Raw genomic sequence first — 16,225 nt, 5'->3', positions numbered from 1 at the left:
CCTGGACAGCGGACCAACGGTCAAAAACCGGCCCTGACCAACGCAATTCACCAGGACGCGAGGCCGTCCTACGGGGCTTTCGCTACGTAACGGTGGAATTTGCAGGTGTAACGAGCGCAGGTGACATGAGGCCTGAATCACGCCACAAAGCAGAGTTTTTCACTCGTTTTGCGAGCCATATTCACGGCCAGTTCACAAAGTGCAGTCATTTGCGAATGACCCCGAGCGAGAACATCGGAAACAACGCCTAAATTAGCCATGATGCGTGACCTCCCCTTTCGGAGCTCACGGTAAATGCCAACCCGCTGCGGATTCTGCGCGCGGCAGCACCCGAATTATCAGGGATACGTGTAGGGTGGAGATGCACAACCGCCGGACTGTGTAGCAACAGGCTTTCTCAAGACGCTTCATCTCGTCCACAGCCGCTGGTTGATTCCTCCTCCTGACTGAGTGCTTAAGTAGCCACAGCAAGCAGGACGCGTACGTCGCGATGAAGGCCCACATTGGCCGGACTTCGCTGGACACGGGAAATGGCCAACCACTCCCGACGCACCTGACACCGACCGTGAGAAGTCGTGTGTGCCGAACGCCGTTTCCGGCAGCCCGGAAACCGACGGTACTACATGAAAAGAATGCTGATTAACGCAACTCAACCCGAAGAGTTGCGTGTTGCACTGGTAGATGGCCAGCGCCTCTACGACCTGGACATCGAATCCGGTGCACGCGAGCAGAAGAAGGCCAACATCTATAAAGGCCGGATTACTCGCATCGAACCAAGCCTTGAGGCTGCCTTTGTCGATTTCGGCTCTGAGCGCCACGGCTTCCTGCCCCTCAAAGAAATCTCCCGCGAATACTTCAAGAAAGCCCCGGAAGGTCGCGTCAACATCAAGGACGTCCTGAGCGAAGGCCAGGAAGTCATCGTCCAGGTCGAAAAAGAAGAACGTGGCAACAAGGGCGCCGCCCTGACCACCTTCATCAGCCTGGCCGGCCGTTACCTGGTGCTGATGCCGAACAACCCGCGTGCCGGCGGTATCTCCCGTCGCATCGAAGGCGAAGAGCGCAATGAACTGCGTGAAGCCCTGAACGGCCTGGTTGCCCCGGCCGACATGGGCCTGATCGTGCGCACTGCCGGCCTGGGCCGCAGCAGCGAAGAAATGCAGTGGGACCTCGACTACCTGCTGCAACTGTGGACAGCCATCAAAGAAGCCTCGCTGGATCGCGCCGCGCCGTTCCTGATCTACCAGGAAAGCAACGTGATCATCCGTGCGATCCGCGACTACCTGCGCCAGGACATCGGCGAAGTGCTGATCGACAGCGTTGAAGCCCAGGACGAAGCCCTGACCTTCATCCGCCAGGTGATGCCGCAGTACGCCAGCAAGATCAAGCTGTACGAAGACAGCGTTCCGCTGTTCAACCGTTTCCAGATCGAAAGCCAGATCGAAACCGCGTTCCAGCGCGTTGTCGAACTGCCTTCCGGCGGTTCCATCGTGATCGACCCGACCGAAGCCCTGGTGTCCATCGACATCAACTCGGCACGCGCCACCAAAGGCAGCGACATCGAAGAGACCGCGCTGCAAACCAACCTTGAAGCCGCCGAAGAAATCGCCCGTCAGTTGCGCCTGCGCGACATCGGCGGCCTGATCGTCATCGACTTCATCGACATGACCCCTGCCAAGAACCAGCGCGCCGTGGAAGAGAAAGTCCGCGAATGCCTGGAAGCCGACCGCGCTCGCGTGCAAGTCGGTCGCATCTCGCGCTTCGGCCTGCTGGAAATGTCCCGTCAGCGCCTGCGTCCATCCCTGGGCGAAAGCAGCGGCATCGTCTGCCCGCGTTGCAACGGCACCGGCATCATCCGTGACGTTGAATCGCTGTCCCTGGCGATCCTGCGCCTGATCGAAGAAGAAGCCCTGAAAGACCGTACCGCCGAAGTTCGTGCACAAGTGCCGATCCCGGTGGCTGCGTTCCTGCTCAACGAAAAACGCAACTCGATCACCAAGATCGAACTGCGCACCCGTGCCCGTATCATCATCCTGCCGAACGATCACCTCGAAACACCGCACTTCGAAGTGCAGCGTCTGCGTGATGACAGTCCGGAAGCGGCCACCAACCAGTCCAGCTACGAAATTGCTGCAGCCGCTGCCGAAGTGGAAGAAGTCCAGCCAGCCGCTGCGACCCGCACCCTGGTTCGCCAGGAGGCGGCGGTCAAGACCGCTCCGGCCCGCGCCAACGCTCCGGTTCCGACCGAAGTTGCCGCGCCGGCTCCAGCACCGGTCGTCGTACCGGAACCAAGCCTGTTCAAAGGCCTGGTGAAGTCGCTGATCAGCCTGTTCGCCACTAAAGAAGAGCCTGTTGCTCCGGTCGTGGTCGAAAAGCCTGCAACCACCGAGCGCCCGGCCCGCAACGAAGAGCGTCGCAACGGTCGCCAGCAGAGCCGCAACCGTAACGGTCGCCGCGATGAAGAGCGCAAGCCTCGCGAAGAGCGTGCACCGCGTGAAGAACGCGCACCACGTGAGGAGCGTCAGCTACGCGAAGTGCGCGAACCTCGCGAGCCCCGTGAAGAAACGCCGGCAGTCGCTCGCGAAGAACGCGCACCACGCGCGCCTCGTGAAGAACGTGCACCGCGTGCTCCGCGTGAAGATCGCAAGCCACGTGGCGAGCGCGAAGAACGCGTTCGTGAACTGCGCGAACCTCTGGATGCCGCTCCGGCCGCCGCTGCTACCACTGAAGAGCGTCCGGCTCGCCAGCCACGTGAAGAGCGAGCTCCACGCCCGCCGCGTGAAGAACGTCAGCCACGTGCCGAGCAAGCTGTCGTAGCCGCAGCCGCAGCCGAAGAAGAACTGACCACCAACGAAGAGCAACTGCAGGAAGACGGTCAGGAAAACGCCGAAGGCGATCGTCCACGCCGCCGCTCCCGTGGCCAGCGTCGTCGCAGCAACCGTCGCGAGCGTCAGCGTGATGCCAATGGCAACGTGATCGAAGGTTCGGATGAGTCCGAGTCCGGCGAAAACGCCGAAGCACCAAGCGTTGCCGATCTGGCCGCCGGCCTGGCTGTCACCGCAGCCGTTGCCAGCAGCGTGATCAGCGCTCCGGCTGAAGCAGAAGCCAACGTGCAAGCCGAACGCGCCACTGCCGCCACCCTGGAAACTGCTCCAGTCGAAGCGCCAGTCGTGGAAGCGACCACGCCGGTCGAAGTCACTGCATTGCCAGAAGTCGAAGTGGCGCCGGCGCCCGAGGCACAGCCTGCCGTTGAAGCAGCTGCCGAACCGGCTCCAGCGATTGAAGCACCCGCCGAGGTTGCAGAAGCCGTCGTCGAAACCGTGACCGAAACCGTTCGCGAAGTACGTGAAGAGCAAACGGCGTTCAATTGGGTGGCCGAGCCAGCCGTCGCTGAAACAGCTGCTCCAGCCGCTGAAGCCATGGTATCCGAGCCGGTGGTTGCCGCCGCAGAACCGGCTCCAGCGCCGGTGGTTGAAGCGCCAGTCGTTGAAGCTCCGGTCGTTGCCGAAGTGCCTGCTCCGGTAGTCGAAGCCGCTCCTGTCAGCGCCCTGACGCCAAGTGGCCGTGCACCTAACGACCCGCGTGAAGTGCGTCGTCGCAAGCGTGAAGCCGAGCGTCTGCAGAAGGAAGCCGAACTGGCTGCCGCTGCTGCTCCGGCTGAAACGGTTGTCGCTGCCGAAGTAGTTGAGGCAGCTCCTGCCCCAGCCGCTGAAGTGGCTGCCGAGCCGGCTGAGTCGGTGATCCACGAAGCACCGCGCTCCGTTCAGGAAGCGGTAGAGGAACACGAGCAAGCCCAGGAAAAAGAGCACGAGCCTAAACCTCTCGTCTGATTCCATCGGCCACTGAAAAGCCCCGCCCGGTAATCCCGGGCGGGGCTTTTTTATGCCTCATGACTTTCTGCTTTTTTGTAGGAGCGGGCTTGCTCGCGAAAGCGGTGTGTCATTCAACGTTGATACTGACTGACCTGACGCCTTCGCGAGCAAGCCCGCTCCCACAGGGGGATCACCTCCGGAACTACTTGAAGTCCAACGCTTCAGGTACATCCACATCCCACAACACGCCGGGATCATCCACGGTCACTTCAACCACCCGCCCCTGGGCAAACAGCGGTTTGGCGCCGCGATCCCCCGATAGCGCCATCAACCCTGCAGCGAAGTCCCGCCCGAACCCGACCGGATGCCCATACTCACCGTCCTGCACAGGCACGCTGATACTGTGATCGCTGATACCCGCCAACACTTGCTCGATACTGGAGGGCAGGATGAACGGCATATCCCCCAGCACCATCAGCCAGCCATCGAGTTGCTTGCAGGCAGCGACTCCGGCGGCGATGCTGTCACCCATTCCCGTCGACTCGATCAGCACAATCTCGCAACCATAGGCCTGAGCCATGCGAACAACCTGTGGGCGATCGGCGGTCGTCACCAGTACACGCTTGCCCAGCGCCGCCGGCAGGTTGACCAACGTGTGCTCAATGACGGACCGCACCGCGCCGTCACGCCCGGTGCAATCAACCAGTAATTTATCCTTTTCGGCGCCCGCCACCTGACGAAACCGGTTGCCCTGCCCCGCCGCCAACACGATGACGCCGATGGACTCGCTCATACGCTCTCCTGCAGGATTTTTTTCTGTTTCAGTTCGACGCCATTTTTCACCGCCACGATTTCCGCCATCAGCGACAAGGCAATTTCCGCTGGATTATGACTGCCGATGTGCAAACCGATCGGACCATGCAAGCGGTCAATCGCCGATTGCGCCAAACCCAGTTGAGCCAGGTTTTCCCGGCGCTTCTGGCTGTTGACCCGCGACCCCAGCGCTCCAACGTAAAAGGCTTTGGAGTCCAGGGCCGTGAGCAGCGCCATGTCGTCCAGACGCGGATCATGGGTCAAGGCCACGATGGCCGTGCGTTCATCCGTCTGGATATTCAATACCGCCTCATCCGGCATGCCCGAAACGAATCGTCCGTGCTGCTCTTCCCAGCCATAGACGAACTCGGTACGCGGATCGCAAATCAATACCTCGAAATCCAGCAGCCGGGCCATTTCCGCCACATAGCGCGACAGTTGCCCCGCGCCGATCAGCAGCAAGCGCCAGCGTGGGCCATAGATAGCACGCAAGATCTGGCCGTCGAACGTCAACACGTCAGCTTTACTGGCCGGCTGCAAAAGCACTTCACCGGTGGCCAGGTCCAGTTCACGCGCAACGATTTCATGAGCTTCACAACGAACGAGCAATTGCTCGACCCAATCCCCATCGTCGATGCGTTCCTCGGTCAAGCGCAAGGTACCGCCGCAGGGCAAGCCGAAACGTGCGGCTTCCTCACGGGTCACGCCGTACGTGATCAGTTGCACCGGCGGCCCGTCAAGCGCAAGGCGGCCATCGTGCAGCCGGGCGATCAAGTCATCCTCGACACACCCGCCCGAGACCGAACCAATCACCATGCCGTCTTCACGCAAGGCCAGCATGGCGCCGGGTGCCCGGGGCGCAGTGCCCCAGGTTTCGACCACGCTGTACAGCACCACCCGCTGACCGGCGCGATGCCATTGCAACACGCTGCGCAGGACGTTCAGATCGGCGCTGTCCATCAGGCTTCAGCCTTCTGCCAACCCGACAGTTGATAACGAACCGGCAGGCTGCGGATGCGTTTGCCGGTGGCGGCGAAGATCGCATTGCACAACGCCGGCGCAATCGGTGGCACGCCCGGTTCACCCACACCGCCCAACGGGACGTCGCCCGGCGGCGTCACCAGATGCACGGCCACTTCTTTCGGCGCCAGGGACATGCGTGCCACTTCGTACATGTGGAAGTTATCCTGCTGCACCTTGCCATCCTTGAAGCTGATTTCCCCCAACACCGCATTCCCCAGGCCCATGACGCAGGCGCCCTCGAACTGCGCACGAATCCGCTCGGGATTGATCTGCGGCCCGCAATCGACGGCGATGTCGGCCTTGTGCACCACCAGCGTACCGTCGTCTTTGACCTCCACCTCGATCACCGCCGCCACATACGTCACGAAGCTGTAATGCACCGCCAGGCCCAGACCGTGCCCCTTGGGCAGCTCGCGCCCCCAACCGGCGGCTTTGGCGGCGGTCTCCAGCACCGTGCGCAGGCGTGCCGTGTCGATCGGATAACGCTCGGGGGATTCGCCGTAGTTCCACTCTTCACTCAAGGTTCGCGGATCAATCTGACGGTCCGGACCGAGCAATCTGATCTGGTACTTCAGCGGATCCTCCCCGGCCTTGTGCGCCAGTTCATCGATAAAACTCTGGATCGCGAAGCCATGGGGAATGTTCGACACCGAGCGATACCAGCCAACCCGGGTATGCACTGTCGCCTCGGGGTTTTCCAGGCGAATGTTGGGGATCGCATACGCCATGTTGGTGAATCCCATGCCCAGTTCGAACGCTGCCTCATGGTTCATGCCCGGCGCAAACAATGCAGTGATGCTCGGCGCCACCGTACGGTGCAACCAGCCGGACGGCAGGCCATCCTTGTTCAGGCTGGCCTTGAGGTATTCGGCCGACACGGTGTGGAAGTAGGAACAGTGGATGTCGTCTTCGCGGGTCCATTGCACCCGCACCGCTTTGCCGGGGAACTCCTTGGCGAGGATGGCGGCTTCGATGATGAAGTCCGGCTTGGACTTGCGCCCGAACCCGCCTCCCAGCAGGGTCACGTTGAAAGTGACATTGTCGAACGGCAGACCCAGGCGTTCACCGATCCGTTCCCGCGTGACCTGCGGCGCCTGGCTTGGCCCCCAGGCTTCGCACGCACCGTCCTTGAATCGCGCAATGGCGACCATCGGTTCCATCGGCGACTGTGACAAATGCGGCAAGTAGTAGGAGGCTTCCAGCGTGCTGTCGGCGCTGGCCATGGCCTTTTCGATGTTGCCGGTATTGCGCACCACCTTGCCGGGCTTGAGCGAGGCTGCTTCAATTTCCTTGCGATAGGCGATCGAGTCGTAACTGGCGTTGGGGCCGTCGTCCCACTCGATTTTCAGCGCCTCGCGGCCCTTGATCGCCGCCCAGGTATTGCTCGCCACCACGGCGATGCCACCCAGGGGTTGAAACTCCGAAGGCAAAGGCCGGCTTTCGATCTGCACCACTTTGACCACGCCAGGGACTTTCATCGCCGCGCTGCCATCGAAGCTTTTGACTTTGCCGCCATACACCGCGGGCCGCGCAATGGTGGCATAGAGCATGCCGTCGAAATGCACGTCGGCGCCGTACACCGCACGACCGTTGACGATATCTTCACCGTCGATGGCCTTGGTGCCTTCCTTGCCGATGTAACGGAATTGCGCGGGTTGCTTGAGCTTCAGGCTGTCGCGGGCCGGAACCGGCAAGGCACTTGCGGCGGAGGCCAGGGCGCCATATCCGAGCTCGCGGCCAGAAGGCTCATGGACGACCTTGTGCAATTGCGCATGGCATTCGTCGACCGGCACTTTCCATTGCGCGGCGGCGGCCTGTTCGAGCATGGTCCGCGCGGCGGCACCGCAACGGCGCATTGGTTCGTACCAGTGGCGCATGCTGCGCGAGCCGTCGGTGTCCTGGTTGCCGAAGCGCACTTCATCGCCCGGTGCCTGCTGCACCTTGACCATCGCCCAGTCGGCTTCCAGTTCATCGGCCACCACCATGGTCAAACTGGTGCGCACACCCTGGCCCATCTCTGAGCGATTGCAAATCACCGTCACCGTGCCATCGGCGGCGATGCTCACATAAACCTTGGGATCGTCAACCCAGCCGTTGGGCATACCATCGGCACCGAACTTTTTCTCTTTTTCTTCAGCAAATGCGTCTTGCCAGCCCCAGCTCGCCGCCAGCACCAATGCACTGGTAGCACCAACCCCTTTAAGGAAGCCCCGGCGACTGAGATGACTCAGGTTGCTCAAGGCAAAATCATTCGGTAACCGGCTCATGCCTTGGCCTCCTTCAGGTGAGTGGAGGCCTGGCGGATGGCCGTCTTGATGCGGTTATAGGTACCGCAACGGCAGATGTTGCCGACCATCGCCTCTTCGATCTGCTCATCGCTCGGGTTCGGATTGGTCTTGAGCAGGGCCGTCGCCGACATGATTTGCCCGCCCTGGCAGAAACCGCATTGGGCGACCGCCGTGTCGAGCCAGGCTTGCTGCACGACTTTGCCGATCGGATCGGCGTGCAGGTTGTCGATGGTGCTGACATTCTGTCCGACGACTGAACCGATGGGCGTGATGCAACTACGTGCCGGAGCCCCTTCGATATGAATGGTGCAGGCCCCGCACAGGCCCAAGCCGCAGCCGAATTTGGTGCCGTTGTAACCGGCCACGTCGCGGATCGCCCAGAGCAGCGGCATGTCCTCGGTGACGTCGAGTTGATGGTCTTGACCGTTGAGTTTCAGGGTAATCATGGGCACGCCCGCATAGTTCTTGAGTTATGGGGTCGAGCAATCTGCCGCTGGATCTCGGTGGGTCGCACGCAGATCGACTCAGGCTAATAGGCTCTCTTGTGCGGACACAGACATCTGCACCAGGCCTTTGGTGGAACAAGTGTGTGCATCGTTAGCTGACTAAGTTAACCGAGCATTAACAAAAAAGCCCTGCACAAATGAAGTTGTGCAGGGCTTTTTGATGCGTCTTGAAAGCTTAGCTCAATACCGGTTCGGCTCCATTTCCAGGTCGACATGGAAACGTTCTGAAATGTCTTTCTGGATGCGTTGCGCCAGGTTCAGCAATTGCAGGCCCGTTGCGCTGCCATAGTTGACCAGCACCAGCGCCTGCAGCTTATGAACACCCGCGTCGGCATCGCGAAAACCTTTCCAGCCTGCCCGTTCAATCAGCCAACCGGCAGCCAATTTCATCTGACCATCAGGTTGCGCATAGGCCACCAGGTCCGGGTACTCACCCTTGATTCGTGCGGCCAACGCGGCCGACACTAAGGGATTCTTGAAGAAACTGCCGGCATTGCCGAGTACGGCGGGGTCCGGGAGCTTTTCATTGCGGATGCTGCAAATGGCCTGGCTGACATCGGTGGCGGTCGGATGGTCGATGCCTTGTTCGGTCAGGCGCTGACGTACCGGTCCATATTCGAGGTGCAAGTGCGCGGCACGGTCGAGAGCGAAACGCACGCGCAGGATCACCCAACGCCCCGGTTCCTGCTTGAACAAGCTGTCACGGTAAGCGAAGTTGCACTCTTGCAGTGTGAAGTCGCGCAATTCGCCGCTCTGGCGATCCAGCGCGGTCAGACCGGCAAACACGTCTTTGATCTCGACGCCATAAGCGCCGATGTTTTGCATTGGCGCTGCGCCGACGGTGCCGGGAATCAGGCTGAGGTTTTCCAGACCGGACAACCCTTGGGCCAAGGTGTGTTGCACGAACGGATGCCAAGGCTCACCCGCCTCGGCTTCAATCACCACCTTGCTACCGTCATCGCTCAGCACGCGAATCCCGCGGGTGGCCATGCGCAGCACCAGTGAATCGATATCCGCCGTCAGCAGCAGGTTGCTGCCACCGCCGATCACCAGCACCGGCACCTTGTATTCCAGCCCATAGGCCAAGGCTTCACGCACATCGGCGTCGCTATGGGCCTCGGCAAACAGCCGGGCCTGGACATCCACGCCAAAGCTGTTGAACGGCTTGAGCGAAACCTGCGATTGAACCTGCAAACTCATAACCGTCCCTTCAATTCGATCACCAGCAAATCGCTGGCGCGCTCGATCAGGTCCAGCACCTGCTCGAAGCCTTGTTCGCCGTCGTAGTACGGGTCCGGCACTTCATCGATTTGCGACTGGTAACGGCGCAGGAACAAGTCCAGCTCAGCCTTGCCCCTGGCCGGTTGCAAGGCCTTGAGGTTGCGCAGGTTGCTGTTGTCCATCGCCAGGATCAGGTCGTAGGTGGCGAAATCGGCGCGGGTGACTTGCCGGGCGCGCTGGGCGGACAAGTCATAACCGCGCAACTTCGCCGCGGCCTGACTGCGCTTGTCCGGCGCCTTGCCAACATGCCAGTCACCGGTGCCGGCGGAAGCGACTTCGACCCGGTCGACCAGCCCCGCTTCACGCAACTTATGCCGCAGCACGCCTTCGGCCGTGGGAGAGCGACAGATGTTGCCCAGGCAGACAAACAGAACCCGCATCACGCTTCCAGCAGGCGACGGACGCGCTCAAGGTCTTCAATGGTATCGACGCCGGCTGGCAGCGCGACCAGGGCGTCGGCCACATGGATCCGCACGCCGTGCCACAGGGCTCGCAGCTGTTCCAGGCACTCGGTGTTTTCCAGCCAGCATGGACCCCAGCTGACGAAGTCCTGCAGGAAACCGGCACGGTAGGCATAGATGCCGATATGGCGGCGATACGGCACACCTTCCGGCAACTGCTCACGGTTCACCGCGAACGCATCCCGCGCCCAGGGCAAGGTGGAACGACTGAACGTCAGCGCCAGGCCATTGAGGTCGCTGACGACCTTGACCACGTTGGGATTGAACAGGGTGTCCACGTCTTCGATCGGCTCGGCCAGCGTAGCCATGCGCGCTTCGGTGTGGGCGGCCAGGTTGGCAGCGACCTGATCGATCACGCTCGGCGGGATCAGCGGTTCGTCGCCCTGGACGTTGACCACGATAGCGTCGGGCGCCAGGCCCAGCTTCATCGCGACTTCAGCCAGGCGATCGGTGCCGGAATTGTGATCTTCGCGGGTCAACACCACTTCGGCACCAAAGCCTTTGCAAGCCTCGATGATGCGCGCGTCGTCGGTGGCAACCACCACCCGCTCGGCGCTGCTTTTGCTTGCCTGTTCCCAGACGTGCTGGATCATCGGCTTGCCGGCGATCAGCAGCAACGGCTTGCCCGGCAGGCGGGTGGAGGCATATCGCGATGGAATGACGACGGTAAAGGCTATAGTCATTTATCCAGGCGCTCGTCGGTGGTCAGGGTGCGTGCTTCGGATTCGAGCATCACCGGGATGCCGTCGCGAATCGGGTAGGCCAGGCCGGCGCCCTTGCTGATCAGCTCGGTCTTGTCGGCGCTGAGCTTGAGCGGGCCTTTGCAGACCGGGCAAGCGAGGATATCGAGCAATTTGGTGTCCATGAGCATTCCCTGGAAAAAACGGAGTTAAGGCAACAAACGATCCGGCAGCAGGCGCATCAATTGTGTGTCGAACCAGGCCACGAAGGCCGGCGACGGCACAGCATCGACCGCCAGGTACCACCAATCGGCGGCGGCAAAGGCACGGCATTTCACCGCGTCCTTTTCCGTCATCACCAACGGCAATGACGGCGTGAAATTCAAAACCTCCACGCTGTATTCGGCGTGGTCGGCAAACGCATGCGGGACTGGCTGCCAGTGTAACGTTTCGAGGGTCTTGAAGAAACGTTGCGGATTGCCGATACCAGCCACCGCGTGCAGGGCCTGGCCAGAGGGGAAGTGGTCGAGGGGACGCCGTTCGCCGCTGCGCAAATTGAACAGCGCGACAGGTTGCAATTGAAAGGCAAAACCATCCTCGCGGTCAGCCGTGGCACCGTTGTAGAGAACCGCGTCGACGCTTTGCAAGCGCTCGACCGGTTCGCGCAACGGCCCGGCAGGCAGGCAACGGCGGTTGCCCAGGCCGCGGGCGGCGTCGATCAACACCAGTTCCAGGTCACGGGCCAGGCGGTAGTGTTGCATGCCGTCGTCGGACAAGATCAGGTCCAGCGGCTCACTGGCCAGCAACGCTTTGACAGCGTTGCTGCGATTGGGGTCGATCATCAACGGCACACCCGTGCGCTGAACGATCAGCAACGGCTCGTCACCGGCGATATCGGCGCTCTGCCGGGCCTCGACCCGCCACGGCAACTGCGGCGGCTTGGCGCCGTATCCACGGCTGACCACGCCGACCCGCAGGCCGCTGCGCTGACAATGCTGGATCATCCACAGAATCAGCGGCGTCTTGCCAGTACCGCCAACGGTGATGTTGCCCACGACGATCAACGGCACCGGAGGTTGATAGATCTCGCCCTCCCCCGCCAGAAAGCGCTTGCGCTTGTTCATGACCACACGCCGGTACAGCCACTCCAGTGGCTGCAACAGCTTCAGGGCCGGATGACCTGCGTACCACGCGGCCAGTAATCGATCGGACATGGTCATCAGGGCGCGGGGGGCGCCGCCTCGATGGTGGTCATGCGCAAATGGCTGAAGCCAAGCTTGCCGGCTGCATCCATGGCGGTAATGACGGACTGATGCTGAGTCTTGCCGTCGGCGCTGATGGACAGCGGCAGGTTGGTATCGCCATTGGATTCTTTCTGCAGCGCTTCCATCAACGTGGTCAGGTCGCTTTTCGGCAATACATGGTTGTTCACCGAGAACACACCGTCGGCACTGATGGCAACATCGAGCTGCCGGGTCTGGTCGTCGGCAGATGCGCCACTGACCGCTTCCGGCAGCTCGACACGCAACTGGGTTTCACGGGTAAAGGTGGTGGTCACCACGAAAAACAGCAGCAGGACAAACACCACGTCGATCAGCGACACGAGGTTGATGTCCACGTTCTCCCGTTGCTTGCGGCGGAATTTCACGCTTTGCCCTCTGCCAGATCAACGTCACGGTCACCCTGCACCACTTCAACCAGCTTGATGGCTTCCTGCTCCATGCCCACGACGAGCTCATCAATGCGCCGTTGCAGAAACCGGTGGAAGAACACCGACGGGATACCGACGATCAGGCCCGAAGCCGTGGTAATCAAGGCTTTGGAAATACCGCCGGCCAGCACTGCGGCGTTGGTCGTCATGCCTGTGCCCATGAACGAACTGAAGATTTCGATCATGCCCAACACGGTACCCAGCAGACCCAGCAACGGCGCCATGGCGGCGATGGTGCCCAGCGCGTTGATGTAGCGCTCCAGCTCGTGGATCACCCGGGCAGCAGCCTCTTCTATGCACTCCTTCATGATCTCGCGACCATGTTTCGAGTTAGCCAGGCCAGCCGCCAGGATCTCGCCCAGAGGCGAGTTGGCGCGCAGTTCCTTGAGTTTTTCTTTATTGAGCTGTTTGTCCTTGATCCAGACCCAGACCTGCCCAAGCAAGTGCTCCGGGGTCACGCGGCTGGCGCGCAGTGTCCAGAGACGCTCGGCGACGATGGCCATGGCCGCGATGGAACTCAGAATGATCGGCAGCATCATCCAGCCGCCGGATTTGACCAATTCCCACACAGTGACAGTCCCCTCGAAAAAGTGCGCCACTCTAACATAGGGGGTGGGCGCACCGAAGACCGTGATGGCGCATCCGGTCGGGCTTTGATAACACTCGGTTACTGGTTCAAGGGCGGCGGATCGCGCCAGAAACGCCGTTTCTGACGCATCGTCCACGGCGGTTCGAAGCGCCCCAGTTGCAGACGAATGGCACCCTGTTCAGCACTGTCGTAGATCGCCACCCCGCGCTTTTGATATCGCGCTACAACCGTGGGATGCGGATGGCCGAAGGCATTGCCCTGGCCGCGCGAGATCAGCACCGCTTTAGGTTGCAAGCCATTGAGCAGCGCCATGGACGACGAACTGCGACTGCCGTGATGGGGCGCCGTCAGCCAATCGGTGGGCACCGCCAATGGGCTATCGATTAGGGCTCGCTCGGCAGCGGAGTCGATATCGCCGGTCAACAGCAAGCGCTCGCCATTGGCTTCGATCTGCAACACGCAGGACTTCTGGTTACGGTCACTGGCGGAAGACCATTGCCAAAGCCGAAACTGCACGCCATCCCAAGTCCATTGCCGCTCACTCTCACAAGCCTGGGCGCCCAGCTCCTGTGGCAACTCCAGGGGATCGCCACTGAGCACCTGTTTGATCGGCATGCCATTGGCCACCGCACGCGCTCCCCCAGCATGATCGGCGTCCGCGTGGCTGATCAGCAGCAGATCCAGTTCATCCACACCCAGTTTGCGCAAAGAAGGCAGGACGACCCGCTCCCCCAGATCAAAATCACCGATGCGCGGTCCGGTGTCATACAACAGCGTGTGATGGCGAGTGCGCACCAGAACGGCCAATCCCTGTCCCACGTCCAACTGCCAGACTTCAGCGATGCTTTCCGGCAGCAATGACCGGGGTGGAAATACCAGCAACAACAGCAGAGGCCAACCCAATGGACGCAGCGGCACCCCACGCGGCAACAACAGCAGAAAAGCGCCCAACGCGCCGAGACCCCATACCCACACAGGAGTCGCCCCGGGCACCCACGCCGGTATCACTCCCGCCAACAACGCCAGTCCCCTGAACAACCCATCGATCAAACCGCCCGCCAGCCACAACAAGCCCTCCCCCACGTAAGGCACAGGTATCAGCACTGTCCCGAGCAAGGCCGGCGGCAATACCAGCAGGCTGATCCACGGCACCGCCCACAGATTGGCCAACGGGCCGCTGACACTGATCGGCAACCCCAGCACCAGCAACAACGGGCACATACCGATTGCGATCAGCCATTGCGCACGGGTCCAGGTCTGCCACCAGCGCCAGGGGCCCAACCGGCCGCCAAAGGTGAAAATCAAGATGGCCACCGCCGCAAAAGACAACCAGAACCCCGGTTGCAGACTCGCTAGCGGATCCAGTAACAAAACGCCATTGAGCGCCAGCAACAACGGCCACCAGGCGCCGAGATGACGAAACCGTAGACGCCACAACAACACCAGACCAATCATCAGGCAGGCCCGCTGCACCGGAACCTCGAACCCGGCCAGCACCCCGTAACCGAGCGCAGCGGCAAACGCCAGGCCACAGGCCCATGGCAACCACGGCAGACGGTTCGGCCACAGCCCATGGCGGGCCAGTCCTGCGATCAACAGATACACCACCCCGGCCAGCAAACCGATGTGCTGCCCGGAAATAACCAACAGATGCACCGTGCCGGTATCCTGCAATACCTGCCAGTCTTCGCGACTCAGCCCGGCGCCGTCCCCGAGTACCAACGCCGTCAACGCGCCGCTTCGCCCTTGGGCATCCACCGCTTGCAAACGCTGACGGACTCCATCGCGCCAGGCCCATTGGGCTTGTGCAAGGCGTTCGCCCTCCTTGACCCTCCCGGTCGCCCCGATGCGTTGTGCCAGCAACCAGGCTTGATAGTCGAAGGCCTGCGGATTGAGGAGCCCGGCCGGGCGCTTCAATTTGACTGCCAGACGCCAGCGCTCGCCACTGTTCACCGGCGGCCCGTCATGCCAGGCCAGGCGTAAATGCTTCGGCAGATGAGTGCGGCGAGACTGAGTGTCGGCCAGTTCGAAACGCACCACTGCGTCGCCGTGCTGGGGCAGCCCCGTGACCCGTCCTTCGACCCAGCGGGTTTCGCCGTCCAGCCCCGCAGACAGTCGGTCATCCAGTGCCGACTGGGCATTCGCGCAGGCCCAACTCAAACCAAACAGGTAAAAGGCCACCGGATAGGTCCTGAACGGCAGCAACATCAAACCCGCCACCGGCATCGCCAACCACAACCAGACCGGCGGCAATGCCGGTAAAAAGCGCAAGGTCAGCAGACCCAACGCCAGCGCCATCATCCCTGTGCGCATAAGCCCGTCCTTGAGAGTACCCTTCAAGGCTTAGCCCGCCCGTCGCATGGGCGTCGTCAATAATTGTCACAAAGTCTGAATGGGCAGCTTATAGAATCCAGACATACTTGCCGCCTTGACCGACCGAGAAGCCTTATGCCCCGGCGCTTATTCAAACGTTACATGCCAGACCCGATGAGCATCAGGGAACACAAGTCCTTACGCTTTCTCGGCACGCTGTTGCATGACCCGAACCTCTGGCACCTCAATCGCCACTCCGTTGCCCGTGCAATGGCAGTGGGTCTGTTCGCCGCGTTCCTGCCGATCCCGTTGCAGATGCTGCTCGCGGCCATCCTCGCCATTATCGTGCGCGGCAACATGCCGATTGCCGTGAGCCTGGTCTGGCTGACCAACCCGATCACCATGCCCGCCGTATTCTTCTGCACCTACCAGGCCGGCGCCTGGCTGATGGACGTTCCCGCCCGGCAGTTGCCGGACTCGCTGACCTGGGAATGGATCAGGGGAGAAATCTCGACGTTGTGGCAACCGTTCTTGCTGGGCTCAGTCGTGACGGGAGTGGTACTCGGGGCGCTGGCCTACTTCCTGGTGATGATGTACTGGCGCTGGTGGGTGGCCCGGCAATGGAAGCGACGCAAGAAGAGCCGGATGTGAGAATGCAAAACGGCCTCCACTTGGGAGTAATGCCAGTCAGTTAAGCAATTTCAGCCGCGACACCCTTTGTAGCAGCTGCCGAGCCTGCGAGGCTGCGTTC

At 61.4% G+C, this 16,225-nt stretch carries 14 protein-coding genes; 2 read left to right on the top strand and 12 right to left on the bottom strand.

Features of this window, described 5'->3' with window-relative positions; all coding sequences use genetic code 11:
* Positions 1-623 precede the first annotated feature (623 nt).
* Positions 624-3,827, top strand: a complete 3,204-nt coding sequence (gene rne, locus PMI28_RS14010; RefSeq protein ID WP_007987155.1) for a ribonuclease E — start codon at positions 624-626, stop codon at positions 3,825-3,827.
* Positions 3,828-4,011: 184 nt separating this feature from the next.
* On the opposite strand, the gene PMI28_RS14015 is transcribed toward rne, so the two are convergent.
* From PMI28_RS14015 to PMI28_RS14070, 12 genes are all read right to left on the bottom strand, one after another.
* Positions 4,012-4,602: a nucleotidyltransferase family protein gene (locus tag PMI28_RS14015; protein ID WP_007987154.1), complete on the bottom strand. Its 591-nt coding sequence runs from the start codon at positions 4,600-4,602 to the stop codon at positions 4,012-4,014.
* Positions 4,599-5,582 (bottom strand): XdhC family protein, encoded by a 984-nt coding sequence (locus PMI28_RS14020; RefSeq protein WP_007987152.1) that lies wholly within the window; start codon positions 5,580-5,582, stop codon positions 4,599-4,601. The genes PMI28_RS14015 and PMI28_RS14020 overlap by 4 nt, the downstream gene beginning before the upstream one ends.
* A complete protein-coding gene (locus tag PMI28_RS14025) occupies positions 5,582-7,912 on the bottom strand; it encodes a xanthine dehydrogenase family protein molybdopterin-binding subunit (RefSeq protein ID WP_007987150.1) in 2,331 nt (776 codons plus the stop codon). Before PMI28_RS14025 ends, PMI28_RS14020 begins: the two co-directional genes overlap by 1 nt.
* Positions 7,909-8,379, bottom strand: coding sequence for a (2Fe-2S)-binding protein (locus PMI28_RS14030; RefSeq protein ID WP_007987148.1), 471 nt, complete (start codon positions 8,377-8,379; stop codon positions 7,909-7,911). The genes PMI28_RS14025 and PMI28_RS14030 overlap by 4 nt, the downstream gene beginning before the upstream one ends.
* A gap of 240 nt (positions 8,380-8,619) precedes the next feature.
* Positions 8,620-9,639 (bottom strand): UDP-N-acetylmuramate dehydrogenase, encoded by a 1,020-nt coding sequence (gene murB / locus PMI28_RS14035; RefSeq protein ID WP_007987145.1) that lies wholly within the window; start codon positions 9,637-9,639, stop codon positions 8,620-8,622.
* Positions 9,636-10,100, bottom strand: coding sequence for a low molecular weight protein-tyrosine-phosphatase (locus PMI28_RS14040; RefSeq protein WP_007987143.1), 465 nt, complete (start codon positions 10,098-10,100; stop codon positions 9,636-9,638). The genes murB and PMI28_RS14040 overlap by 4 nt, the downstream gene beginning before the upstream one ends.
* Complete coding sequence (gene kdsB, locus PMI28_RS14045) at positions 10,100-10,864, bottom strand: 3-deoxy-manno-octulosonate cytidylyltransferase (RefSeq protein ID WP_007987141.1); 765 nt, start codon at positions 10,862-10,864, stop codon at positions 10,100-10,102. Before kdsB ends, PMI28_RS14040 begins: the two co-directional genes overlap by 1 nt.
* Positions 10,861-11,046 (bottom strand): Trm112 family protein, encoded by a 186-nt coding sequence (locus tag PMI28_RS14050; RefSeq protein ID WP_003179363.1) that lies wholly within the window; start codon positions 11,044-11,046, stop codon positions 10,861-10,863. The genes kdsB and PMI28_RS14050 overlap by 4 nt, the downstream gene beginning before the upstream one ends.
* 24 nt (positions 11,047-11,070) lie before the next feature.
* Positions 11,071-12,081 carry a tetraacyldisaccharide 4'-kinase gene (gene lpxK, locus PMI28_RS14055; protein ID WP_007987138.1) on the bottom strand — a complete coding sequence of 337 codons (1,011 nt, stop codon included), beginning with the start codon at positions 12,079-12,081 and terminating at the stop codon, positions 11,071-11,073.
* Positions 12,081-12,509, bottom strand: a complete 429-nt coding sequence (locus PMI28_RS14060; RefSeq protein ID WP_007987136.1) for an ExbD/TolR family protein — start codon at positions 12,507-12,509, stop codon at positions 12,081-12,083. Before PMI28_RS14060 ends, lpxK begins: the two co-directional genes overlap by 1 nt.
* Positions 12,506-13,141: a MotA/TolQ/ExbB proton channel family protein gene (locus PMI28_RS14065; protein WP_007987134.1), complete on the bottom strand. Its 636-nt coding sequence runs from the start codon at positions 13,139-13,141 to the stop codon at positions 12,506-12,508. The genes PMI28_RS14060 and PMI28_RS14065 overlap by 4 nt, the downstream gene beginning before the upstream one ends.
* Before the next feature lie 98 nt (positions 13,142-13,239).
* A complete protein-coding gene (locus PMI28_RS14070) occupies positions 13,240-15,474 on the bottom strand; it encodes a DNA internalization-related competence protein ComEC/Rec2 (RefSeq protein WP_007987132.1) in 2,235 nt (744 codons plus the stop codon).
* A gap of 135 nt (positions 15,475-15,609) precedes the next feature.
* Between PMI28_RS14070 and PMI28_RS14075 the strand changes: the two genes are divergently transcribed.
* Positions 15,610-16,125 (top strand): DUF2062 domain-containing protein, encoded by a 516-nt coding sequence (locus PMI28_RS14075; RefSeq protein ID WP_007987130.1) that lies wholly within the window; start codon positions 15,610-15,612, stop codon positions 16,123-16,125.
* Positions 16,126-16,225 lie beyond the last annotated feature (100 nt).

The organism is Pseudomonas sp. GM48 (genome assembly GCF_000282335.1).
GTDB lineage: Bacteria > Pseudomonadota > Gammaproteobacteria > Pseudomonadales > Pseudomonadaceae > Aquipseudomonas.
Note: the sequence above shows the minus strand (reverse complement) of the source record. Positions and strands in the feature narration are given on the sequence as shown.